This window comes from Rathayibacter sp. AY1B6 (assembly GCF_002932755.1).
In the GTDB taxonomy this organism is placed as follows: Bacteria; Actinomycetota; Actinomycetes; order Actinomycetales; family Microbacteriaceae; genus Rathayibacter.
Window position 1 is genome coordinate 21,419 of sequence record NZ_PSWL01000031.1, and the last position, 22,265, is coordinate 43,683.

Below are 22,265 nucleotides of genomic sequence, written 5' to 3' on the forward strand. Positions count from 1 at the left end.
AGAATCGGAGGATGCTCCGTTGGCTCACGGCCGGGGAATCCCACGGTCCCGAACTCGTCGCCGTCCTCGAAGGACTGCCGGCGGGCGTCCCCGTCTCCCTCGACGACGTCCGCGCCGATCTGGCGCGCCGGAAGCTCGGCTACGGCCGCGGGGCCCGGATGAACTTCGAGCAGGACGAGCTGACGATCTCCTCCGGCGTCCGGCACGGAGCGACGATGGGCAGCCCCATCGCCCTGCGCATCGGCAACACGGAGTGGCCGCGCTGGGTCGACGTCATGTCGGCGGAGCCCCGCGACCCCGAGAGCCTGCCGAAGGGCCGCGGAGCCGCGCTCACCCGTCCCCGCCCGGGCCACGCCGACCTCGTCGGGATGCAGAAGTACGGCTTCCCCGAGTCCCGCAACGTGCTCGAGCGCGCTTCCGCCCGCGAGACCGCTGCCCGCGTCGCCCTCGGCGCCGTCGCCCGCCGCTTCCTCGGCGAGCTCGGCATCGCGCTCGTCAGCCACACGCTCGCCATCGGGCCGGTCCGCGTGCCCGAGGGCTCGCCGCTGCCCGGGCCGGCAGATGTCGCCGCCCTCGACGCGGACCCGTTGCGCTGCCACGACGCCGCGACCAGCGCCCTCATGGTGGCCGAGGTGGACCGCGCCCACGACGACGGCGACACCCTCGGCGGCGTGGTCGAGGTCCTCGCGTACGGCCTCCCGCCCGGACTCGGCTCCTACGTGCACTGGGACCGTCGCCTCGACGCCCAGCTCGCGGCGGCACTGATGGGCATCCAGGCGATCAAGGGCGTCGAGGTCGGAGACGGCTTCCTCACCACCACCCGCCGCGGCTCGGAGGCGCACGACGAGCTGTTCCAGGCCGCCGCCGGGATCTCCCGGTCCAGCGACCGGGCCGGCGGCACCGAGGGCGGGATGAGCACGGGGACCGTGCTGCGGGTCCGCGCCGGCATGAAGCCGATCGCGACCGTGCCGCACGCCCTGCGCACCGTCGACGTCGCCACGGGTGAGGCGGCGGGCGCCCACCACCAGCGCTCCGACGTCTGCGCGGTGCCGGCGTCGGGCGTCGTCGCGGAGGCGATGGTCGCCCTGGTGCTCGCGAACGCCGTGCTCGAGAAGTTCGGCGGCGACAGCGTCACCGAGACCCGCCGCAACCTGCAGGGCTACCTCGCCGCCGTCCCCGACGAGCTCCGCACGGCCGCCGCGAGCGACCCGGGTCTCGGGCTCGCCTGATGGCCGCGTCCTCGGCGGCCCGCTGATGGCGGGTCACGATACCGGCGCGGCCCGCGCCCGCGTCGTCCTGATCGGCCCGATGGGGGCCGGCAAGACGACGATCGGCAAGCGGGTCGCGAAGGCGCTGAGCGCCGGGTTCGTCGACTCCGATGCGGAGTTCGTGCGCACCCACGGCCCGATCGCCCCCTACTTCGACGCCCACGGCGAGCCGGCCTTCCGCCGCGAGGAGCGCCGCGTCGTCGAGCGCGCCGTCCGCCGCGACGTCGTGCTGAGCCTCGGCGGGGGAGCGGTGCTCGATCCTGCGACGCGCGCCGACCTCGCCGACGTGCCCGTCGTTCTTCTCACCACCACGGCCGAGGCCGTCCGCGACCGGCTCGGCTCCGGCTCCCGCCCTCTGGTGCGCGGCGGGGTCGGCGACTGGGTCCGCATCTTCGACGAGCGGCGCCCGGTCTACGAGTCCCTCGCGAACACCGTGGTCGACACCTCCCGGCGGCCGATCACCCTGATCGCCGCCGAGATCGCGGAGTGGGTGCGCGCGCAGCGCTCCTCCGCCACCCCTGCACCATCGGACCCGGCGGCCACGAGCCGCCCGAGCGGAAGACAGTCATGAACGACGGCACCACCGCCATTCCCGTCGCCGGAGAGAACGGCTACGACATCCACGTCGGGCGCGGACTCCTCGACGGCCTCGCCGACGCGATCGGCCCCCGGGCCGCGAAGGTGCTCATCGTGCACCCGCCGACCCTCGCGGTCCTCGCCGCCGAGATCCGCGAGAGCCTGCTCGAGCGCTACGAGGTGCTGCTCGCCGAGGTCCCGGACGCCGAGGCCGCGAAGCGCGTGGAGGTCGCGGCGTTCTGCTGGCAGGTGATGGGGCAGTCGGACTTCACCCGCACGGACGTGGTCGTCGGCTTCGGCGGCGGCGCGATCACCGACCTGGCCGGCTTCGTCGCCGCCACCTGGCTCCGCGGGGTCGACCTGGTGCAGGTGCCGACCACGGTGCTCGGGATGGTCGACGCAGCCGTCGGCGGGAAGACCGGCATCAACACGGCCGAGGGCAAGAACCTGGTCGGCGCCTTCCACGCGCCGCGGGCGGTCGTCGCCGACCTCGACGTGCTGACCAGCCTCCCGCGCAACGAGATCCTCGCCGGCTTCGGCGAGATCGTGAAGTACGGGATGATCGCCGAGCCCCGCATCCTCGACATCATCGAGTCCGACATCGACCTGGCCACCGACCCGACGTCGGAGGAGTTCCGCAGCCTGGTCGAGCTGTCGATCGGGATCAAGGCGCGGGTCGTCGGCGAGGACTTCACCGAGAAGGGCCTGCGCGAGATCCTGAACTACGGGCACACCCTCGGGCACGCGGTCGAGCACGCCGAGCGGTACCAGTGGCGCCACGGCGCGGCGGTCTCCGTCGGGATGATGTTCGCGGCCGAGCTCTCGCGCCTGACCGGATCGCTCAGCGACGCGGTCGTGGACCGCCAGCGCCGGGTCCTCGAGTCGCTGACCCTGCCGACGAGCTACCCGCTCGGCCGGTGGGAGACGCTCCTCGCCGCCATGCAGCGCGACAAGAAGACCCGCGCGGGGATGCTCCGCTTCGTGGTCCTCGACGACATCGCGCGGCCGAGCATCCTGCAGGGTCCGGAGACGTCGCTGCTGTTCGCGGCGTACCAGGAGATCGGGTCGTAGCTCCGGTTGAGCAGGAGCCTTCGCCGGGGCGGCGCCGTCAGCCTCCGCCCAGGGCCGCCCTCCGCGCCTGGGCGTACTCGGCCTCGGTGATCGTTCCCGCCGCTCGCAGCGCCTCCAGCTCGGCGAGCCGGTCCGCGAGCGGGCGGGCGGAGCCGGGGCCCTCGCGGGCGAAGCGGGCCGCGACGTCGGTCCGCAGGGTCAGCGGATCCACTCCGAGCGAGCGCGCCCGGCGCACGTTCACGACGATCAGCACCACGACGAGCACGATCACGACGGCGATGACGATCGGCACGGCGGTGAACGCGATCGAGTACCAGGGCGGCACGACGATGTCGGCGGGAACGGTGTCCATGTGCTCCTCCTCGGGGTCGGTCCTCCACCGTCTCGCGCTCCGGCGGACCGGTGGGGCGATTCGCACGCGGCGTCCAGACTCCTCTGCCGACGGGGCCGCGTCGACTACACTCGACGGGTCAGCCGGACCGGCCGATATCGCCGCGCCCGCGTACCGGGCTCGCCGGCGCAGACTTCCACCGAAACGGATCCCCCTTCGCATGGCCTCTACCACCGACATCAAGAACGGCACCGTCCTCAGCATCGACGGCCAGCTCTGGAACGTCATCGACTTCCAGCACGTCAAGCCGGGCAAGGGCGGCGCCTTCGTCCGCACGAAGATGAAGAACGTCCTCACCGGAAAGGTCGTCGACAAGACCTTCAACGCGGGCGCCAAGATCGACACGGCCAACGTCGACCGCCGCGACTTCCAGTACCTCTACCGCGACGGCGCGGACTTCGTGTTCATGGACACCAGCGACTACGACCAGATCACCGTCCCCGAGGCGGTCGTCGGCGACGCGGCGAACTTCATGCTCGAGAACCAGAACGTGACCCTCGCCCTGCACGACGGCGACCCCCTCTACATCGACCTCCCCGCCTCGGTCGTCCTCGAGATCACCTACACGGAGCCCGGCCTCCAGGGCGACCGCTCGACCGGCGGCACCAAGCCCGCGACGGTCGAGACCGGCTACCAGATCCAGGTCCCGCTCTTCCTCGAGCAGGGCACGAAGGTCAAGGTCGACACCCGCACGGGCGACTACCTCGGCCGCGTCAGCTGAGCCGGGCCTCCCGTGAGTGCTCGCACGAAGGCGCGCAAGCGCGCCCTCGACATCCTCTACAACGCCGACGTCCGGCAGATCAGCTTCGCCCAGTCGCTGCGCGCCGAGGCCGAGCGGGCGGCGAACGAGCCGGCTCGTGAGGCCTCGTGGCTCTACGCCCGCGAGATCGTCGACGGAGTCATCGACCACGCCGACGAGATCGACGAGTTGATCGCCCGCCTCGCCCAGGGCTGGACCCTCTCGCGCATGCCGCTGGTCGACCGCGCGATCCTCCGGATCGGGGTGTGGGAGATCCTGCACAACGACGCGGTCCCCGACGGCGTCGCGATCTCCGAAGCCGTCGAGGCCGCGACGTCGCTGTCGACCGACGACTCGGCGGGCTTCATCAACGGGCTCCTGGCCTCGGTCGCGGAGTCCCGCACGACGGCCTGACCGCCACGAGACCGTCCTCGGCCCGCCGGATCCCCGTGATCCGGCGGGCCGAGGACGTTCCCGGGGGCCCGTCCGGCGGGGTGCGCGACGGCCCCTATACTCGACACGGCTTTTCCTTTAACAGCCGTCCTGTGAGGCGGGGAAGGAGGTCGGTGTGACGGCACGAATCGTGCTCAACGGCGCTGACATCACGCGAGCGCTCACGCGCATCGCCCACGAGATCCTCGAGTCGAACCGCGGCCCCGAGTCGCTGGTCATCCTCGGGATCCCCACGCGCGGCGTCGCCCTCGCGCGGCGCATCGCCGAGACGATCGCGCGGATCGAGCCGGACGCGGCCCCCGTCTTCGCCGGCTCCCTCGACGTGACGATGTACCGCGACGACCTCTCCCGGCACCCGGTCCGCACCCCCGCTCGCACCGCCGTCCCCGCGAGCATCGACGGCCGGACCGTGGTCCTCGTCGACGACGTCCTCTTCTCGGGCCGCACCATCCGCGCCGCCCTGGACGCCCTCAGCGACATCGGGCGTCCGCGAGCCGTGCGGCTGGCCGCGCTGGTCGACCGCGGGCACCGCGAGCTCCCGATCCGGGCCGACTTCGTCGGCAAGAACCTTCCGAGCAGCCTGAGCGAGCGGATCAACGTCCGGCTCGTCGAGACGGACGGCGAGGACCTGGTCGCGATCGAGTCGCACGCCACCGGCGAGGAGGCGGCTCCGTGAAGCACCTGCTCTCGACCCGCGACCTCGACCGCGCGAGCGCGATCGCCCTCCTCGACATCGCCGAGGACATGGCGGACGTGCAGAACCGCGAGGTCAAGAAGCTCCCGACCCTGCGCGGGAAGACCGTGGTCAACCTCTTCTTCGAGGACTCCACCCGCACGCGGATCTCGTTCGAGGCGGCGGCGAAGCGGCTCTCGGCCGACGTCATCAACTTCAGCGCGAAGGGCTCCAGCGTCTCGAAGGGCGAGAGCCTGAAGGACACCGCGCAGACGCTCGCCGCGATGGGCGCCGACGGCGTGGTCATCCGCCACAGCGCCTCCGGAGCTCCCGCGGTGCTGGCCGCGAGCGGCTGGATCGACGCGTCGATCCTCAACGCCGGCGACGGGACCCACGAGCACCCGACCCAGGCGCTCCTGGACGCGTTCACCATCCGCCGGCGCCTGCACGGCGCGTCCGCGTCCCGGGGCAAGAGCCTCGACGGCGTCGCGGTGACCATCGTCGGCGACGTCCTGCACTCGCGCGTGGCGCGCTCGAACGTCTGGCTGCTGACGGCGCTGGGCGCCGAGGTCACCCTGGTCGCTCCGCCGACCCTCGTGCCGGTCGACACGCGCGACTGGCCCGCGACCGTCCGCTTCGATCTGGACGAGGCGATCGACACCGGGCTCCCCGACGTCGTGATGCTCCTGCGCATCCAGCTCGAGCGGATGTCGAGCGGGTTCTTCCCCAACGGCCGTGAGTACGCGCGGATCTGGGGCCTCGACGACGAGCGGCTCGCCCGGCTGGGTCCGGATACCATCGTCATGCACCCCGGACCCATGAACAGGGGCGTCGAGATCTCCTCGGCGGCCGCCGATTCGAGCCGCTCCACGGTGCTCGAACAGGTCACGAACGGAGTGTCCGTCCGGATGGCCGCGCTCTACCTGCTGCTGTCCGGCGAACGGGAGGTCCACTGATGAGCACTGCCCAGCAACGCCCGAGCACGGCGACGGAGCGGATCCTGATCTCGGGAGCGACCCTCGCCGACGAGTCGACCGCCGACCTGCTGATCGACGGGGGCGTGATCGTCGAGATCGGCGCCGACCTCGACTCGAGCGGGGCCCGCGTGATCGACGCCGACGGCCTGCTGGCGCTGCCCGGCCTGGTCGACCTGCACACCCACCTCCGCGAGCCGGGGTTCGAGCAGAGCGAGACGATCCTCACCGGCACGCGCGCTGCGGCCGCGGGCGGCTTCACCGCCGTCTTCGCGATGGCGAACACCTCGCCGGTGCAGGACACCGCGGGCGTGGTCGAGCAGGTCCAGAGCCTGGGCGAGGACGCCGGCTACGCGACGGTCCGCCCGATCGGTGCGGTGACCGTGGGGCTGGCGGGGGAGTCGCTCGCCGAGCTCGGCGCGATGGCCCGCAGCCGTGCTGCCGTGCGGGTCTTCTCGGACGACGGGAAGTGCGTCTCGGACGCGCTGCTGATGCGGCGCGCGCTCGAGTACGTCAAAGCGTTCGACGGAGTCGTCGCCCAGCACGCGCAGGAGCCGCGGCTCACCGTCGGCGCGCAGATGAACGAGGGCGCCGTCTCCAGCGCCCTCGGGCTGCAGGGCTGGCCCGCCGTGGCCGAGGAGGCGATCATCGCGCGCGACGTGCTCCTCGCCGAGCACGTGGGCTCCCGACTGCACGTCTGCCACGTCTCGACGGCGGGCTCGGTCGACGTCATCCGCTGGGCGAAGGCCCGGGGGATCGACGTGACCGCCGAGGTCACCCCCCACCACCTGCTCCTCACCGAGCAGGCCGTCGCCGGCCAGGACGGGCCGAGCTACGACGCCCGCTTCAAGGTGAACCCGCCGCTGCGCCGCGACGAGGACGTGCTCGCCCTCCGCGAGGCCCTCGCCGACGGCACCATCGACATCGTCGCCACCGACCACGCGCCGCACCCGGTGGAGGCGAAGGACTGCGAGTGGGACGCCGCGGCGTTCGGCATGGTCGGCCTCGAGAGCGCGCTGAGCGTGGTGCACGCCGCTGTCGTCGAGGACGGCCGGATGAGCTGGTCCGACGTCGCGCGCGTGCTCTCCTCCGCGCCCGCCCGCATCGGTCGGCTCGACGGCTACGACCAGGGCCTCGCCGTCGGGGCCGCCGCGAACGTCGTGCTCTACGACCCGGAGGCGCGCCGCCGCTTCTCGGCCGGGGACCTGCGCGGTCGCAGCGGCAACTCCCCGTACCTCGGTCGCGAGCTGCCGGGCCGCGTCGTCGCCACTCTCCACCGGGGCTTCCCGACCGTGCTGGACGGCGAGCTCGTCGACGCGGCGGTCGTCGCCGCGTCCGCGAAGGCCTCCCGTGGATAGGGCCGCGATCACGATCGTCATCGCCGCGGTCGTCGTCCTCGTCTTCGTCGGCATGCTGCTCTCCTGGCGCAAGCGGCGCCGCCGCTCGGCCGCCCTCGCGCCGGAGCCCGTGCCCGCGTCCTCGCTGGGTGCCGAGGTCGAGCGCGTCGACCTGCCGTACGTGGCCACGACCCGCTTCGAGCAGCCGCTCGAGCGCGTCGTGCTGCCCGGGCTCGGCTTCCGCGGCAACGCGGTGCTGCGCCTTCACGAGCGCGGCGTCGTGATCGCCCCCGTCGGCGAGCGCGAGACGGTGATCCCGGCCGCCCTCCTGCGCGGAGCGGGCCAGGGCAGCTACGTGATCGACCGCGTCGTCGAGGAGGGCGGCCTGCTCGTGATCTCCTGGTCGCCCCGCGGCGACGAGACCGTCGACAGCTACCTCCGTGTGGCCGAGCCCGCCCTCCGGGCGCACCTGGTCGCCGAGCTGCAGCGCCTCGCCGGCCAGATCGTCGTGCAGACCGCGCCCCACATCGGCAACACCGGGACCAACGACGAGGACATGGAGTCGCGCCGCATCTGGGTCGCCGGCTACGTCGTCCGCGACCCCTCCCGCGTCGTCTCCAACTTCCGCGCGCAGCGCTCCCTCGGCGACGACCTGGAGTCCGACGGCATCGTCGGGATCTCCGGCGTCGACACCCGCGCGATCACCCGCCACATCCGCTCGGCCGGCTCGATGCGCGCCGGCGTGTTCTCCGGCGAGGACCTCGCCCTCCCCGAGGAGGAGCAGCTCGCGCTGGTCCTCGGCGGCCGGCAGATGCAGGGGCTCAACCTCTCCTCCTCGGTCTCGACCGATGAGCAGTACACGGTCCCCGCCCGCGGCGAGCGCGTCGGCTCGGTCGCGGTGATCGACCTGGGCGTGAAGACCTCGACGGTCACCTACCTCGCGGAGCGCGGCTTCGACGTGCACGTGCTGCCCGAGTCGGTGACCGCCGAGCAGGTGCTCGCGCTCGACCCGTCCGCGCTCTTCTTCTCCAACGGCCCCGGCGACCCCGAGGCCTCGGACCGCCACGTCGAGCTTCTGCGCACCACCCTGCGCGCCGACCTGCCGTTCTTCGGCATCTGCTTCGGCAACCAGCTGCTGGGGCGCGCGCTCGGCTTCGGCACCTACAAGCTCCCGTTCGGGCACCGCGGGATCAACCAGCCGGTGCTCGACAAGCTCACCGGCCGCGTGGAGATCACCTCGCAGAACCACGGGTTCGCCGTGGACGCTCCGATCGAGGGCGAGCTGGACTCGCCCGAGGGCTTCGGGCGCGTCGAGGTCAGCCACTACTCCCTCAACGACTCGGTCGTGGAGGGCCTGCGCTGTATCGACATCCCCGCTTTCTCGGTGCAGTACCACCCGGAGGCGGCGGCCGGCCCGCACGACTCCAACCACCTCTTCGACCGCTTCCGCGAGATGGTCGTGCAGCGCACGGCCGGGCGCCCGGCCTCGGAGCCCACCGACATCCCCACGACCAGCAGCATCGGAGAGCAGAAGTAATGCCGCGCAGGGAAGACATCCAGAGCGTCCTGGTCATCGGCTCCGGCCCGATCGTCATCGGACAGGCCGTCGAGTTCGACTACTCCGGCACCCAGGCCTGCCGAGTGCTCCGCGCCGAGGGGGTGCGCGTCATCCTCGTCAACTCCAACCCGGCGACGATCATGACCGACCCCGACTTCGCCGACGCCACCTACGTCGAGCCGATCACGCCCAAGGCGATCGAGGCGATCATCGCCAAGGAGAAGCCGGACGCGATCCTGCCGACCCTCGGCGGGCAGACGGCCCTCAACGCGGCCATCCAGCTGCACGACCTCGGGATCCTCGAGAAGTACGGCGTCGAGCTCATCGGCGCGAGCTTCGAGGCGATCAACCGCGGCGAGGACCGCCAGATCTTCAAGCAGCTGGTGCTGGACGCGGGCGCCGACGTCGCGAAGTCCTACATCGCGCACACCGTCGACGAGGCGATCGAGTACGCCGAGGACCTGGGCTACCCCCTCGTCATCCGCCCGTCCTTCACCATGGGCGGCCTCGGCTCCGGCTTCGCCTACACCCGCGAGGAGCTGGTGCGGATGGTCGGCGACGGCCTGCACCAGAGCCCCACCACCGAGGTGCTCCTGGAGGAGTCGATCCTCGGCTGGAAGGAGTACGAGCTCGAGCTGATGCGCGACACGGCCGACAACACGGTCGTCGTCTGCTCGATCGAGAACGTCGACCCCGTCGGCGTGCACACGGGCGACTCGATCACCGTCGCACCGGCGCTGACCCTCACCGACCGCGAGTACCAGAAGCTGCGCGACATCGGCATCCGGATCATCCGCGACGTGGGCGTGGACACCGGCGGCTGCAACATCCAGTTCGCGATCGACCCGGCGGACGGCCGGATCATCGTGATCGAGATGAACCCGCGCGTCTCCCGCTCCTCCGCCCTCGCCTCCAAGGCGACCGGCTTCCCGATCGCCAAGATCGCCGCGAAGCTCGCCATCGGCTACCGCCTCGACGAGATCCCGAACGACATCACCAAGGTGACCCCGGCGAGCTTCGAGCCGACGCTGGACTACGTCGTCGTGAAGGTCCCGCGGTTCGCGTTCGAGAAGTTCCCCGCCGCCGACAAGACGCTGACCACCACCATGAAGTCGGTGGGCGAGGCGATGGCCATCGGCCGCAACTACGCGCAGGCGCTGCAGAAGGCGCTGCGGTCGCTCGAGAAGCGCGGGTCGTCGTTCCACTGGGGTGCGCAGGAGCGGTCGGTGGAGGAGCTCCTCGAGATCGCGAAGACCCCGACCGACGGCCGCATCGTGACGGTGCAGCAGGCGCTGCGGCTGGGCGCGACCGTCGAGCAGGCGTTCGAGTCCACGAAGATCGACCCCTGGTTCCTCGACCAGATCGTGCTGATCAACGAGATCGCCGACCTGGTGCGCGAGCACGACGGTCTCGACGCCGGGCTCCTCCGCCTGGCGAAGGACCACGGCTTCTCGGACGCTCAGATCGCCGAGCTCCGCGGGCTCGACGAGGCGGAGGTCCGCCGCACCCGCCACGCGCTCGACGTGCGCCCGGTCTACAAGACCGTCGACACCTGCGCGGGGGAGTTCCCCGCGCTCACTCCGTACCACTACTCCTCGTACGACGAGGAGACGGAGGTCGTCGCCGCGGACCGCCGCAAGGTCGTCATCCTCGGCTCCGGCCCCAACCGCATCGGCCAGGGCGTCGAGTTCGACTACTCCTGTGTGCACGCCTCGTTCGCGCTCTCGGACGCGGGCTTCGAGACGATCATGATCAACTGCAACCCCGAGACGGTCTCGACCGACTACGACACCTCGGACCGCCTCTACTTCGAGCCGCTGACGCTCGAGGACGTGCTCGAGGTCATCCACGCCGAGTCGCAGTCCGGCGAGCTCGTGGGCGTCGTCGTGCAGCTGGGCGGCCAGACCGCGCTCGGGCTCGCCGCGGGCCTGGAGGCGGCCGGCGTGCCCATCCTCGGCACGACCCCCGCGAACATCGACCTCGCGGAGGAGCGCGGCGCCTTCTCGCGCATCCTCGACGAGGCGGGGCTGCTCGCTCCGCGCAACGGCACGGCCACCGACCTCGACGGCGCCCGCGAGGTCGCGGTGGAGATCGGCTACCCGGTCCTCGTCCGTCCGTCGTTCGTCCTCGGCGGGCGCGGGATGGAGATCGTCTACGGCACTCCCCAGCTCGAGGACTACTTCGAGCGGATGGCCGGCGAGGGGATCATCGACGAGGCGCACCCGCTGCTGGTGGACCGCTTCCTCGACGACGCGATCGAGATCGACGTCGACGCGCTCTTCGACGGTGAGCAGCTCTACATCGGCGGCGTGATGGAGCACATCGAGGAGGCCGGCATCCACTCCGGCGACTCGGCCTGCACGCTCCCGCCGGTGACGCTGGGTCGCCGCCAGATCGACCAGGTGCGGGAGGCGACCCTCGCGATCGCGCAGGGCGTCGGCGTCCGGGGACTGCTCAACGTGCAGTTCGCGATCGGCCAGGGCGTGCTCTACGTGCTCGAGGCGAACCCCCGGGCCTCGCGCACCGTGCCGTTCGTGTCGAAGGCGCTGGGGATCCCGCTCGCGAAGGCCGCCTCGCGCCTGATGGTCGGCGAGACCATCGCCGCACTCAAGGCCGAGGGCCTGCTCCCCGAGCGCGACGGCTCCGACGTCCCGATGGACTCTCCCATCGCGGTGAAGGAGGCGGTCCTGCCGTTCAAGCGCTTCCGCACCAAGGAGGGCCAGATCGTCGACTCGCTGCTCGGGCCCGAGATGCGCTCCACCGGCGAGGTCATGGGGATCGACCGCGACTTCCCGCGCGCCTTCGCGAAGAGCCAGGACGCGGCGTACGGCGGCATGCCGACCGGTGGGACCGTCTTCATCTCGGTCGCCGACCGCGACAAGCGCTCGATCGTCCTGCCCGCGCTGCGCCTGCGCCAGCTCGGCTTCGACATCCTCGCGACCGAGGGCACGGCCGAGGTGCTGAACCGCAACGGCATCCAGGCCCGCGTGGTCCGCAAGTACAGCGAGGCCGCCGAGGGCGACGCGCCCTCGATCGTCGAGCTGATCGCCCGCGACGAGGTCGACGTGGTGATCAACACGCCCAGCGGAGGAGCGACCCGCGCCGACGGCTACGAGATCCGCGCCGCCGCGGTCGCCGCGGACAAGCCGCTGTTCACCACGATCGCTCAGCTCGCCGCCGCGGTCGCCTCGCTCGACGCGGCGAACGAGCCGTTCGAGGTGACGAGCCTGCAGGACTACGCCCTGCGCCGCGCGGAGCGCACCGCGTGAGCGGCGGCGCGGCGGGCACCGCCTCCTTCGGCTCGCGCCTCGAGGCGGCGTTCGCCGCGCACGGCCGGCTCTGCGTCGGGATAGACCCGCACGCGTACCTGCTCGACGCGTGGGGCCTCGCCGACGACGCGGCCGGGCTCGAGAGCTTCGGCCGCACGGTCGTCGAGGCGGCGGCCGGCCGCGTGGGCGTCGTGAAGCCGCAGATCGCGTTCTTCGAGCGGCACGGCTCGGCGGGCTACGCCGCGCTCGAGCGCGTGCTCGCCGACGCCCGCGAGGCCGGACTGCTGGTGATCGCCGACGTCAAGCGCGGCGACATCGGCACCAGCGTCACCGCGTACGCCGAGGCGTGGCTCCGGCCGGGCTCGCCGCTCGAGGCGGACGCCATGACCGCAGCGGCCTACCAGGGGCTCGGCTCCCTCGAGGGGATGCTGAGCCTCGCCGAGGAGGCGGGCAAGGGCGTGTTCGTCCTCGCGGCCACCTCCAACCCCGAGGCCCGCCCCGTGCAGCGCGCCCTCGTGCAGGACGGCGGCCGTGCGGGTTCCACCGTGGCACGCGCGGTCGTGGCGGACGTGGCATCCTGGAACGACGCTCACGCTCGCGCGTCGATCGGATCGGTCGGCGTGGTGCTCGGCGCCACGGTCGCCCTGGGCGACTTCGGCATCGGCATCGACGAGCCGCTGCACCCCGCACTCCCGGTGCTCGCGCCCGGCTTCGGCCACCAGGGCGCGGCCGTCGCGGACGCGCAGCGGCTGTTCGGCGCGCTGAGCGCCGCCACCATCGTCAGCGAGTCGCGCAGCGTGCTCGGCGCCGGCCCCTCGGGGATCGCGGCCGAGATCACCCGCCGCGCGACCGACATCCAGGAGACCCTTGTCCGCTGAAACCGTCAGCCCCGATCCCGGCGCCTCGTCGCGCCCGGAGGCCGTGCGCCGTCCCTCGCCGCCCGAGGTCGACCGGCGAGCCGCCTCCGAGGCCGCGATCGCGGCGCGCCGTGCCCGCGCCGCCGTGAAGAAGGCCGTCGCCGCCGGACGCCGCCCCGCGACCGCCGTGCTCGCGGCGGCCCAGGCCGAGCCGCTCGGAGTCGAGGGGCGGATGCGCGTCAGCGAGCTGCTCCGCGCCGTGCCCGCGCTCGGCGTGGTGAAGACCCCCCGGGTGATGGACCAGCTGCGGATCGCCGAGTCGAAGCGCCTCGGCGGGCTCGGCCGGCGCCAGGTCGAGGGCCTGGCGTCGTTCCTGGAGGAGCGGGAGTCGCGGCAGCGCCGCCCCGGCCGCAACCGCCTGCTCGTCCTCGCCGGTCCGACCGCGGTCGGCAAGGGCACCGTGTCCACCTACATCCGCGAGAACTACCCGGACGTCCTGCTCTCGGTCTCGGCCACCACCCGGGCCCCGCGTCCGGGCGAGGTGGACGGCGTCAGCTACTACTTCGTCGACGACGCCGAGTTCGACCGGATGGTCGCGGCGGGGGAGTTCCTCGAGTACGCCGTCGTCCACAACGCGCACCGCTACGGCACGCCCCGCGGTCCCATCGACGCCGCGCTGGAGCAGGGCCGCCAGGTGATGCTCGAGATCGACATCCAGGGCGCGCGCCAGGTGCGCGAGCGGATGCCGGACGCCCGCCTGGTCTTCCTCCTGCCGCCGAGCTGGGACGAGCTGGTCCGTCGGCTGGTCGGCCGCGGCACCGAGAGCGCGGAGGAGCAGGAGCGCCGCCTGGCCACCGCGAGGGTGGAGCTGGCCGCGCAGGACGAGTTCGATTTCGCCGTCGTCAACAGCACCGTGCCCGAAGCGGCCCGCGAGGTCGTAGAATTGATGTCGCCTCGTGCCGACGGCGCGCCCGCTGACCCGGGCCGCTGACACCGGGCCACCGACCACCTCCGGGCCGACGCCCCGGGTCCCACCGGGCTCACGCCCCTCGGAGCCCGCGCGCCGTGTTGCTCCGGAGCCGCAGATCGGCGCTGATGCGCCTGCAAGGAGACACCCATGGCCAACAACCTCGGCATCATCGACCCGCCCATCGACGAGCTCCTCTCGAAGGTCGACTCGAAGTACGCGCTGGTGATCTTCGCCTCCAAGCGCGCCCGCCAGATCAACGACTACTACGCCGACCTCCACGAGGGCAGCCTGTTCGACAACGTCGGCCCGCTGGTCGACTCCACCATCGACGACAAGCCCCTCTCGGTCGCACTGCACGAGATCAACGAGGACAAGCTCGTCGCCAAGCCCCTCGCCGAGTAGTCCCCTCCGGGTGGGCTCCTCTCTCGAGGCCGGCCGACGGCTCAACGTCGTCGTCGGCATCACCGGCGGCATCGCCGCGTACAAGGCCGTCGGAGTCGTCCGCGCGCTGGTCCTCGCGGAGCACGACGTGCACGTCGTCGCGACCGAGGCCGCGCTGCGCTTCGTCGGGAAGCCCACCCTCGAGGCCATCTCGCGGAACCCGGTCCACACCGAGCTCTACGAGGGCGTCGCCGAGGTCCGGCACGTGGCCATCGGCCAGGCCGCCGACCTCATCGTGATCGCGCCCGCCACGGCGCACACGCTCGCGAAGCTCGCCGCCGGTCTCGCCGACGACCTGCTCGGCAACACGGTGCTGGCGAGCACGGCCCCGCTCGTGGTCGCCCCCGCGATGCACACCGAGATGTGGGCGAACGCCGCCACCGTCGCGAACATGGCGGTGCTCCGCTCCCGCGGCGTGCACGTCGTCGGCCCCGCGGTCGGGCGCCTCACCGGCGCAGACTCGGGCCCGGGCCGCATGGAGGAGCCCGAGACGATCGTCGCGGAGGCCCTCGCCGTCCACGCCCGCTCCGCCTCCGCCCGCCGCGACCTCGCGGGCGTGCGCGTCCTCGTGACCGCCGGCGGCACCCGCGAGCCCCTCGACCCGGTGCGCTTCGTCGGCAACCGCTCCAGCGGCAGGCAGGGCGTCGCGCTCGCGCTGGCCGCTGCGGCCCGGGGCGCGGAGGTCACCCTCCTCGCCGCGAACCTCGACGTGCCGGCGCCGGAGGGCGTCACGGTCCTCCCGGTGGGCACTGCGCTCGAGCTGCGCGAGGCCGCCCTCGCCGCGGCCCCCGGCGCGGACGTCGTGATCATGGCCGCGGCCGTCGCCGACTACCGGCCCGCCGCGGTCGCCGAGGCGAAGATCAAGAAGGAGCAGCAGGGCGACCGGCTCGTCCTCGAGCTCGTCAAGAACCCGGACGTCCTCGCCGAGATCTCCGCCTCCCGGCGGGAGGGGCAGATCGTCGTCGGCTTCGCCGCGGAGACCGAGCCGGACCGGGACGCGATGCTCGCCCTCGGCCGCGCCAAGATCGTCCGCAAGGGCTGCGACCTGCTGGTCCTCAACAGGGTGGGCTGGGCCGAGGGTTTCCAGAGCGACAGCAACGCCGTCGTGGTCCTCGATCGGGCCGGCGTTATAGTTGGCGAGGCCTCGGGCAGCAAGGCGGAGGTGGCCGATCGCGTCCTCGACGCGGTCGTGCGCTAGCCCCGCCGGTCCGCCCGCCCAGGCGCCGATCGCCTGCCGCCCGGCATCGCGCCCGCCAGGCCACTCCCGGTACGAACGACCCCGGTGCGCACGAGCCGGGACGAGAAGAGAAGCATGACCTCCGGTCCCCTCCGCCTGTTCACCTCCGAGTCCGTCACCGAGGGCCACCCGGACAAGATCTGCGATCAGATCTCGGACCGCATCCTCGACGCCCTGCTCCGCGAGGACCCGCACAGCCGGGTCGCCGTCGAGACGCTGGTCACGACGGGGCTCGTGCACGTCGCGGGCGAGGTCTCCACGAGCGGCTACGTCGAGATCCCCAAGATCGTCCGCGATACGATCGTCGAGATCGGCTACGACTCCTCGGAGAAGGGCTTCGACGGCCGCTCCTGCGGCGTCTCGGTCTCGATCGGCCAGCAGTCGCCCGAGATCGCGGCGGGCGTCGACACGGCGCTCGAGGTCCGCTCCTCCGAGGCGGGCGAGGACGCCTTCGACCGCCAGGGCGCGGGCGACCAGGGCCTGATGTTCGGCTTCGCGACCGACGAGACCCCCGAGTACATGCCGCTGCCGAGCTGGCTCTCGCACCGCCTCGCCGAGCGCCTGGCCGCCGTCCGCAAGTCGGGCGAGCTCGACTACCTCCGGCCGGACGGCAAGACCCAGGTCACCATCGGCTACGACGGCACCACGCCGTCCACCATCGACACCGTCGTGCTGTCCACCCAGCACGCCGAGCACGTCAGCACCGAGACCATCCACGCGGACATCGCGGCGCACGTCATCCGCCCCGTGCTCGAGACGGTCGACCTCGACTCCTCCGCCGTGCGCCTCCTGATCAACCCGACCGGCCGCTTCGAGATCGGCGGCCCGCAGGGCGACGCCGGCCTCACCGGCCGCAAGATCATCGTCGACACCTACGGCGGAGCGTCCCGCCACGGCGGCGGCGCGTTCTCGGGCAAGGACCCGTCGAAGGTGGACCGCTCGGCCGCCTACGCCATGCGGTGGGTCGCCAAGAACGCGGTCGCCGCAGGGCTCGCCTCGCGGCTGGAGGTGCAGGTCGCCTACGCCATCGGCAAGGCGGCCCCGGTCGGCCTCTACGTCGAGACCTTCGGCACCGGCACCGTCTCCGACGAGACGATCACCGAGGCGATCCGCTCGGTCTTCGACCTGCGCCCGGCCGCGATCATCCACGCGCTCGACCTGCTCCGCCCGATCTACGCGCAGACCGCGGCCTACGGCCACTTCGGCCGTGAGCTCCCCGACTTCACCTGGGAGCGTCTCGACCGGGTCGACGACCTGCGCTCCGCCGCGGGCCTCTCGTAGCGGACGCGGCGGCGATGGCGACGAGCGGAGCCGTCGCGCGCGTGCTCCTGGACTCGCCCCTCCCGCAGCTCGACCGGCTCCTGGACTACGCGGTGCCGGAGGCGCTGCGCGGCGGGGTGGTCCCCGGCGTGCGCGTGCGCGTGCCGTTGCGCACCGGGGGCCGGATCGCCGACGCGTTCGTCGTCGAGACGGGGGAGGGGACCGAGCACGCCGGAGCGCTCAGCGGCATCGAGGAGCTGGTCTCGCCGCTCGTCGTGCTGACTCCGGAGGTCTGGGCCCTGGCCCGCCGAGTGGCCGACCGCGCCTCCGGCGGCGCGAGCGACGTGCTGCGCCTGGCCGTGCCGCGCCGCCACGTCCGCGTGGAGAAGGCGCGCCTCGCCGCGGGTCCCGCTCCTGCGGCGCCCGCGGTCGAGGCGGGCGGCGTGACGGGCTACCCCGACGCCTCCTTCGCCGGGCTGGCCGAGGGGGCCCGCCTGGCGGTCGGGGCCGTGCCGGCTCCCGTGAGGCTCGCCTCGGGCGCCTGGGTCGGCGGCTGGGCCGTCACGCTCGCCGAGCTCGCCCGGGAGACGCTCGCCGCGGGCCGCGACGCGATCCTGGCCGTCCCCGACTACCGCGACCAGGAGCAGCTGGAGCTCGCACTCGCCGCCCTCGTCCCCGCGGAGGCGGTGGTGCGCCTCGATGCGCGGCAGAAGGGCGCCGAGCGGTACTCCGCCTTCGTCCGCTGCCTCGATCCCGGGCCGCGGGTCGTCGTCGGCAACCGCTCCGTCCTCTACGCGCCCTCCTCCGCCCTCGGCCTGATCGCGCTCTGGGACGACGGGGATCCACTCTTCGCCGAGCCGCTCGCACCCTACGCGCACGCCCGCGACGTCGCCCTGGTGCGGCAGGAGCAGAGCGGCGCCGGCCTCGTCCTGCTCGGCAACACGCGCACGGTCGAGGTCGAGCGGCTCGTCGAGATCGGCTTCGCGACCGAGGTGGAGCCGCGGCCGAGCCGCCGCCCGCACGTCGTGCCGACGGCGCAGCAGTGGGCGGCCGACGAGCACGACGCGGCCGCGCGCATCCCCTCCTCCGCCTGGCGGGAGGCGCGGAAGGCCCTCGACTCCGGCCCGGTGCTGGTGCAGGTCGCGCGCCCCGGCTACGCGCCCGTGGTCGCCTGCGCCCGCTGCCGGACCGTCGCGCGCTGCAACCGCTGCCAGGGTCCGCTCGGCGTGCACTCCGAGGGCGGGCGGCCGAGCTGCGGCTGGTGCGGCCTGATCGCGGCCGACTGGACCTGCTCCGTCTGCGAGGCGACGGCTCTGCGCCTCGTCTCCCTCGGCGCCGGCCGCACCGCGGAGGAGCTCGGGCGCGCCTTCCCGGGAGCCACAGTGATCGTCGCCGACGGGCAGCGCCCTGTGCTCACCCTCCCCGACGAGCCCGCGCTCGTCGTGGCCACGCGCGGAGCGGAGCCGCGGGCCGACGGCGGTTACCACGCCGTCCTGCTGCTGGACGGCGAGCGCATGCTGGCTCGCGAGAGCCTGCGGGTCGCCGACGACGCGCTCCGCACCTGGTCGAACGCCGCGGCGCTGGCCCGCCCGGGCGCCCCGGTGCTCCTGGTCGGGGTCGGCGGCCGGCTCGCGACCGCCCTGGCGACCTGGCGGCAGGCCGAGTACCTCCGGGCCGAGCTGCAGGAGCGGCGCGCTCTGCGGTTCCCGCCCGCGGTGCGCCTGGCGACGGTGAGCGGTGACGCGCACGCGGTGGAGGAGGCGCTCGATGCGCTCGACGAGGACGACCGGCACGAGGTGCTCGGTCCGGTCGGGCTCGAGGACGGCTCCGTCCGGGCGATCGTGCGGTTCGACTACGCTCGCGGTGCGGAGGTGGCCGCCCGCCTCCGCTCCGCCGTGATCCGCAACGCCACGCGCCGCCGTCGCCCGCCGACCACGCCCGGCCGCTTCCGGCCGGCCCCCCGGCTCCGGGTCCGTCTCGACGACCCCGACATCCTCTGACTCCCCAGGAGACCCCCGTGCGCCTCGTCTTCGCCGGCACGCCCGCCGCCGCCGTCCCGACCCTCCGCGACCTCGCCGCCTCCGCGCACGAGGTCGCCGCCGTGGTCACCCGGGAGGACGCCCCGGTGGGCCGCAAGCGCGTGCTCACCCCCTCGCCGGTCGCCGTCGCGGCCGAGGAGCTGGGGATCCCGGTGATCCGGGCGAACCGCCTCGACGAGGACGTGACGGACCGGATCGCGGGGCTCGCCCCCGATCTAGGCGTGATCGTGGCCTACGGCGGCCTCGTCCGGCAGCGCCTGCTGGCGGTGCCGCGCCTGGGCTGGATCAACCTGCACTTCTCCCTGCTGCCGCGCTGGCGCGGGGCGGCCCCCGTCCAGCGGGCCCTGATGGCCGGCGACACGCGGATCGGTGCGAGCGTCTTCCAGCTGGTCGCCGAGCTCGACGCGGGCGACGTCTACGCCGAGCTCGCCGTCGACGCGGGGGAGCGCACCGCGGGCGAGCTGCTGGCGGAGCTGGCCGGGAGCGGCGCCGGCCTCACCCTCGGCGTGGTCGACGCGCTGGAGGAGGGCACGGCCGTCGCGACTCCGCAGGCCGGAGAGCCGACCCCCGCTCCCAAGCTCGACGCGGCCGACGGCCGGATCGACTGGACGCTCCCCACCGCGCGGGTCCTCGCGCTCGTGCGCGGAACGACTCCCGAGCCCGGAGCCTCGACCGCGGTGGGCGACGCCCGCCTCAAGGTGCTCGCGGTCCGCGCGGCGGAGGGCGACCTCGCTCCGGGCGTCGTCCGCCTCGACTCGGGGCGCGCCCTCGTCGGCACCGCGGACGGAGCGGTCGAGCTCGTCAGCGTCCAGCCCGCCGGCAAGAACCCGATGGCCGGCGCGGCCTGGGCCCGCGGTCTGCGCGAGAGCACGGTGCTCGCGTGAGCGCCCGGCGCGAGGCCGCTCCCGCCCGCCGGGTCGCCTACGACGTCCTGCTCGCGGTGAGCGGGTCGGACGCCTATGCGAACCTGGTCCTGCCGGCGCGGATCAGCGCCGCCGGCCTCTCGCCCGCCGACGCGGGACTGGCCACCGAGCTCTGCTACGGCACCCTGCGGATGTCCGGCTACTACGACCGCGTGATCGCCCTCGCGGCCGGCCGGTCCGTCGAGAGCATCGACGCGCCGGTCCTCGACGCGCTGCGCCTGGGCGTGCACCAGCTCCTCGCGACCCGCGTGGCCCCGCACGCCGCGGTGAACGAGAGCGTCGCGCTCGTCGCGGCCGGCTCCTCGCGGGGAGCGGTCGCCTTCGCCAACGCCGTGCTGCGCACGGTCTCCCGCTCCAGCGCCGTCGACTGGCGGGAGCGGGTCTCCGCCGCCGCGGTCTCCGGGGACGACCGGATCGCCGCGCTGAGCTCGCACCCCGTGTGGATCGTGCGCGCCCTGCGACGGGCGCTGGCGGCGGAGGGGGCGGCCGATGAGCTCGACGCGCTGCTCGACGCCGACAACGCGGCTCCGCGCGTGAACCTGGTCGCTCTGCCGGGCCTGGCGTCTCCCGGCGAGATCGCCGACGCCGAGCCCGACCGGTTCTCGCCGGTCGGCATGACCAGCACCGGCGGCGACCCGGAGGCGTTCCCCGCGGTGCACGAGGGCCGCGTGCGAGTGCAGGACGAGGGCTCCCAGCTCGCCGCTCTAGCACTCTCCCGGGCACGGCCGGTCCGCCCGGGCGAGCGCTGGCTCGACCTGTGCGCGGGACCCGGCGGCAAGGCGGCGCTGCTCGCGGCGGAGGCGCGCACGGGAGGGGCGTCTCTGCTCGCGAACGAGGTGGTCCCGGGCCGCGCGGGCCTGGTGCGGCAGGCGCTGGCCGCCGTCGATCCGTCGGTCGAGGTGCGCACCGGCGACGGGCGCGACCTGGGCGACGAGCAGCCGGGATCGTTCGACCGCATCCTCCTCGACGCGCCCTGCACCGGTCTCGGCGCGCTGCGGCGGCGGCCCGAGGCGCGCTGGCGCAAGTCCGCGGCCGACGTGGAGCCGCTGGCCGCCCTCCAGGGCGAGCTGCTGGACTCCGCGGTGCGGGCTCTCGCTCCCGACGGGCTGCTGGCCTACGTGACCTGCTCGCCGCACCTCGGCGAGACCCGGCGAGTGCTCGCCCTGGCGCAGGAGCGGCACGAGCTCGAGCTCGTCGACACGCCGGCCGTGCTGCGCGGGGTGACGGCGGACCCGCTCCCGCTGCCGGACGGGCCCCTCCACGTGCAGCTCTGGCCGCATCGGCACGGCACCGACGCCATGTTCGTGCAGCTCCTCCGCCGCCGGCCCCTCGAGTCGGCGTCGCCGGACGCCTGACGTCCGGAGCGGGAGCGCGCGCGGCCGGGCGGTCGCGGAGGACGCTCCGATCTAGGCTGGAGGCATGCCCGCACGGATCAACCCCAGCATCCTCTCCGCCGACTTCGTGAACTTCGAGGCCGAGCTGCAGCGCATCGCCGGAGCCGACCTCGTGCACGTCGACGTGATGGACAACCACTTCGTGCCGAACCTCACCTTCGGGCTGACCATGGTCCAGCGCCTCCAGGAGGTCTCGCCCCGACCGCTCGATCTGCACCTGATGATCGAGGACCCCGACCGCTGGGCCCCCGACTACGCCGAGACCGGCGCCTACTCCGTGACCTTCCACGCCGAGGCCGCGCGCGACGCCGTGGCCCTCGCGAGGCGCCTGCGCGAGATCGGGTCGCGGGCGGGGATCGCGCTCAAGCCGGGCACGATGGTGGACGAGTACCTCGACCTCCTGCCCGAGTTCGACCAGGTCCTCGTGATGACGGTCGAGCCCGGCTTCGGGGGACAGTCCTTCATGGAGGAGACGATGCCCAAGCTGCGCACGCTCCGGAACGTGGTGGACCGCACCGGGCTCGACGTCTGGCTCCAGGTCGACGGCGGGATCGCACCCGGGACGATCGAGATCGCAGCGGAGGCGGGAGCCGACACCTTCGTCGCGGGCTCCGCGGTCTTCGGTGCGGACGACCCGGAGGCCGCGATCGCGTCGCTGCGCGAGACGGCGACCGCGCACCTGCACCGGCACTGAGGCGGCGCGCGGGGGCCGGGGGCGGGGGGAGTTCTGCGGGGGTGGTCGGCGTGCCGTCGGAGGCGCCGTCAGGAGTCCGGTCGGGACCGGACGGGCCCGGGAACGGTCGGCTCCGGGAACGACGAAGCCCCGCACCTCACG

At 73.5% G+C, this 22,265-nt stretch carries 20 protein-coding genes; 19 read left to right on the forward strand and 1 reads right to left on the reverse strand.

The window, feature by feature from the left end; translation table 11 throughout:
• The first annotated feature begins 11 nt into the window (after positions 1–11).
• Genes aroC through aroB form a run of 3 tightly spaced genes read left to right on the forward strand, consistent with a single transcriptional unit; the run spans position 12 to position 2,915 of the window.
• Positions 12–1,229 carry a chorismate synthase gene (gene aroC, locus C5D08_RS14725; RefSeq protein ID WP_104277679.1) on the forward strand — a complete coding sequence of 406 codons (1,218 nt, stop codon included), beginning with the start codon at positions 12–14 and terminating at the stop codon, positions 1,227–1,229.
• Between the two features lie 25 nt (positions 1,230–1,254).
• Entirely contained in the window at positions 1,255–1,839 is a 585-nt protein-coding gene (locus C5D08_RS14730; RefSeq protein ID WP_104277680.1) for a shikimate kinase, read from the forward strand.
• The gene (gene aroB, locus C5D08_RS14735; RefSeq protein WP_104224752.1) at positions 1,836–2,915 is read left to right on the forward strand and encodes a 3-dehydroquinate synthase; all 1,080 of its coding nucleotides are present in this window, start codon (positions 1,836–1,838) and stop codon (positions 2,913–2,915) included. The genes C5D08_RS14730 and aroB overlap by 4 nt, the downstream gene beginning before the upstream one ends.
• A 37-nt stretch (positions 2,916–2,952) precedes the next feature.
• Here aroB and C5D08_RS14740 read toward each other — a convergent pair whose 3' ends face one another.
• Complete coding sequence (locus tag C5D08_RS14740) at positions 2,953–3,267, reverse strand: SHOCT domain-containing protein (protein ID WP_104277681.1); 315 nt, start codon at positions 3,265–3,267, stop codon at positions 2,953–2,955.
• Between the two features lie 199 nt (positions 3,268–3,466).
• Between C5D08_RS14740 and efp the strand changes: the two genes are divergently transcribed.
• The 16 genes from efp to rpe all read left to right on the forward strand — a co-directional run bounded on the left by efp (position 3,467) and on the right by rpe (position 22,124).
• Positions 3,467–4,027, forward strand: a complete 561-nt coding sequence (gene efp, locus C5D08_RS14745; RefSeq protein ID WP_068210208.1) for an elongation factor P — start codon at positions 3,467–3,469, stop codon at positions 4,025–4,027.
• A 12-nt stretch (positions 4,028–4,039) separates the two neighbouring features.
• Complete coding sequence (nusB, locus tag C5D08_RS14750) at positions 4,040–4,459, forward strand: transcription antitermination factor NusB (protein WP_104224751.1); 420 nt, start codon at positions 4,040–4,042, stop codon at positions 4,457–4,459.
• Between the two features lie 154 nt (positions 4,460–4,613).
• Positions 4,614–5,174, forward strand: a complete 561-nt coding sequence (gene pyrR, locus C5D08_RS14755) for a bifunctional pyr operon transcriptional regulator/uracil phosphoribosyltransferase PyrR (RefSeq protein WP_104277682.1) — start codon at positions 4,614–4,616, stop codon at positions 5,172–5,174.
• Positions 5,171–6,127 carry an aspartate carbamoyltransferase catalytic subunit gene (locus C5D08_RS14760; RefSeq protein ID WP_104277683.1) on the forward strand — a complete coding sequence of 319 codons (957 nt, stop codon included), beginning with the start codon at positions 5,171–5,173 and terminating at the stop codon, positions 6,125–6,127. The genes pyrR and C5D08_RS14760 overlap by 4 nt, the downstream gene beginning before the upstream one ends.
• Complete coding sequence (locus C5D08_RS14765; RefSeq protein WP_104277684.1) at positions 6,127–7,503, forward strand: dihydroorotase; 1,377 nt, start codon at positions 6,127–6,129, stop codon at positions 7,501–7,503. Before C5D08_RS14760 ends, C5D08_RS14765 begins: the two co-directional genes overlap by 1 nt.
• A complete protein-coding gene (gene carA / locus C5D08_RS14770; RefSeq protein WP_258067422.1) occupies positions 7,496–9,019 on the forward strand; it encodes a glutamine-hydrolyzing carbamoyl-phosphate synthase small subunit in 1,524 nt (507 codons plus the stop codon). The genes C5D08_RS14765 and carA overlap by 8 nt, the downstream gene beginning before the upstream one ends.
• Complete coding sequence (carB, locus tag C5D08_RS14775; RefSeq protein ID WP_104277685.1) at positions 9,019–12,309, forward strand: carbamoyl-phosphate synthase large subunit; 3,291 nt, start codon at positions 9,019–9,021, stop codon at positions 12,307–12,309. The genes carA and carB overlap by 1 nt, the downstream gene beginning before the upstream one ends.
• Positions 12,306–13,187 (forward strand): orotidine-5'-phosphate decarboxylase, encoded by an 882-nt coding sequence (gene pyrF, locus C5D08_RS14780; protein ID WP_104277686.1) that lies wholly within the window; start codon positions 12,306–12,308, stop codon positions 13,185–13,187. The genes carB and pyrF overlap by 4 nt, the downstream gene beginning before the upstream one ends.
• 43 nt (positions 13,188–13,230) lie before the next feature.
• Positions 13,231–14,157 (forward strand): guanylate kinase, encoded by a 927-nt coding sequence (gene gmk, locus C5D08_RS14785; protein ID WP_104277687.1) that lies wholly within the window; start codon positions 13,231–13,233, stop codon positions 14,155–14,157.
• A gap of 126 nt (positions 14,158–14,283) precedes the next feature.
• Positions 14,284–14,538, forward strand: coding sequence for a DNA-directed RNA polymerase subunit omega (gene rpoZ, locus C5D08_RS14790; RefSeq protein ID WP_104221835.1), 255 nt, complete (start codon positions 14,284–14,286; stop codon positions 14,536–14,538).
• A 10-nt stretch (positions 14,539–14,548) separates the two neighbouring features.
• Positions 14,549–15,775, forward strand: a complete 1,227-nt coding sequence (gene coaBC / locus C5D08_RS14795) for a bifunctional phosphopantothenoylcysteine decarboxylase/phosphopantothenate--cysteine ligase CoaBC (RefSeq protein WP_104277688.1) — start codon at positions 14,549–14,551, stop codon at positions 15,773–15,775.
• A 114-nt stretch (positions 15,776–15,889) separates the two neighbouring features.
• Entirely contained in the window at positions 15,890–17,095 is a 1,206-nt protein-coding gene (metK, locus tag C5D08_RS14800) for a methionine adenosyltransferase (protein WP_104221839.1), read from the forward strand.
• Positions 17,096–17,109: 14 nt separating this feature from the next.
• Complete coding sequence (locus C5D08_RS14805; RefSeq protein ID WP_104277689.1) at positions 17,110–19,074, forward strand: hypothetical protein; 1,965 nt, start codon at positions 17,110–17,112, stop codon at positions 19,072–19,074.
• A 17-nt stretch (positions 19,075–19,091) separates the two neighbouring features.
• Positions 19,092–19,997, forward strand: a complete 906-nt coding sequence (locus tag C5D08_RS17420; protein ID WP_104277690.1) for a methionyl-tRNA formyltransferase — start codon at positions 19,092–19,094, stop codon at positions 19,995–19,997.
• A complete protein-coding gene (locus C5D08_RS14815) occupies positions 19,994–21,391 on the forward strand; it encodes an RsmB/NOP family class I SAM-dependent RNA methyltransferase (RefSeq protein ID WP_258067423.1) in 1,398 nt (465 codons plus the stop codon). The genes C5D08_RS17420 and C5D08_RS14815 overlap by 4 nt, the downstream gene beginning before the upstream one ends.
• 64 nt (positions 21,392–21,455) lie before the next feature.
• On the forward strand, positions 21,456–22,124 hold the full coding sequence (gene rpe / locus C5D08_RS14820; protein ID WP_104277692.1) for a ribulose-phosphate 3-epimerase: 669 nt from the start codon (positions 21,456–21,458) through the stop codon (positions 22,122–22,124).
• The last annotated feature ends 141 nt before the right edge of the window (positions 22,125–22,265 follow it).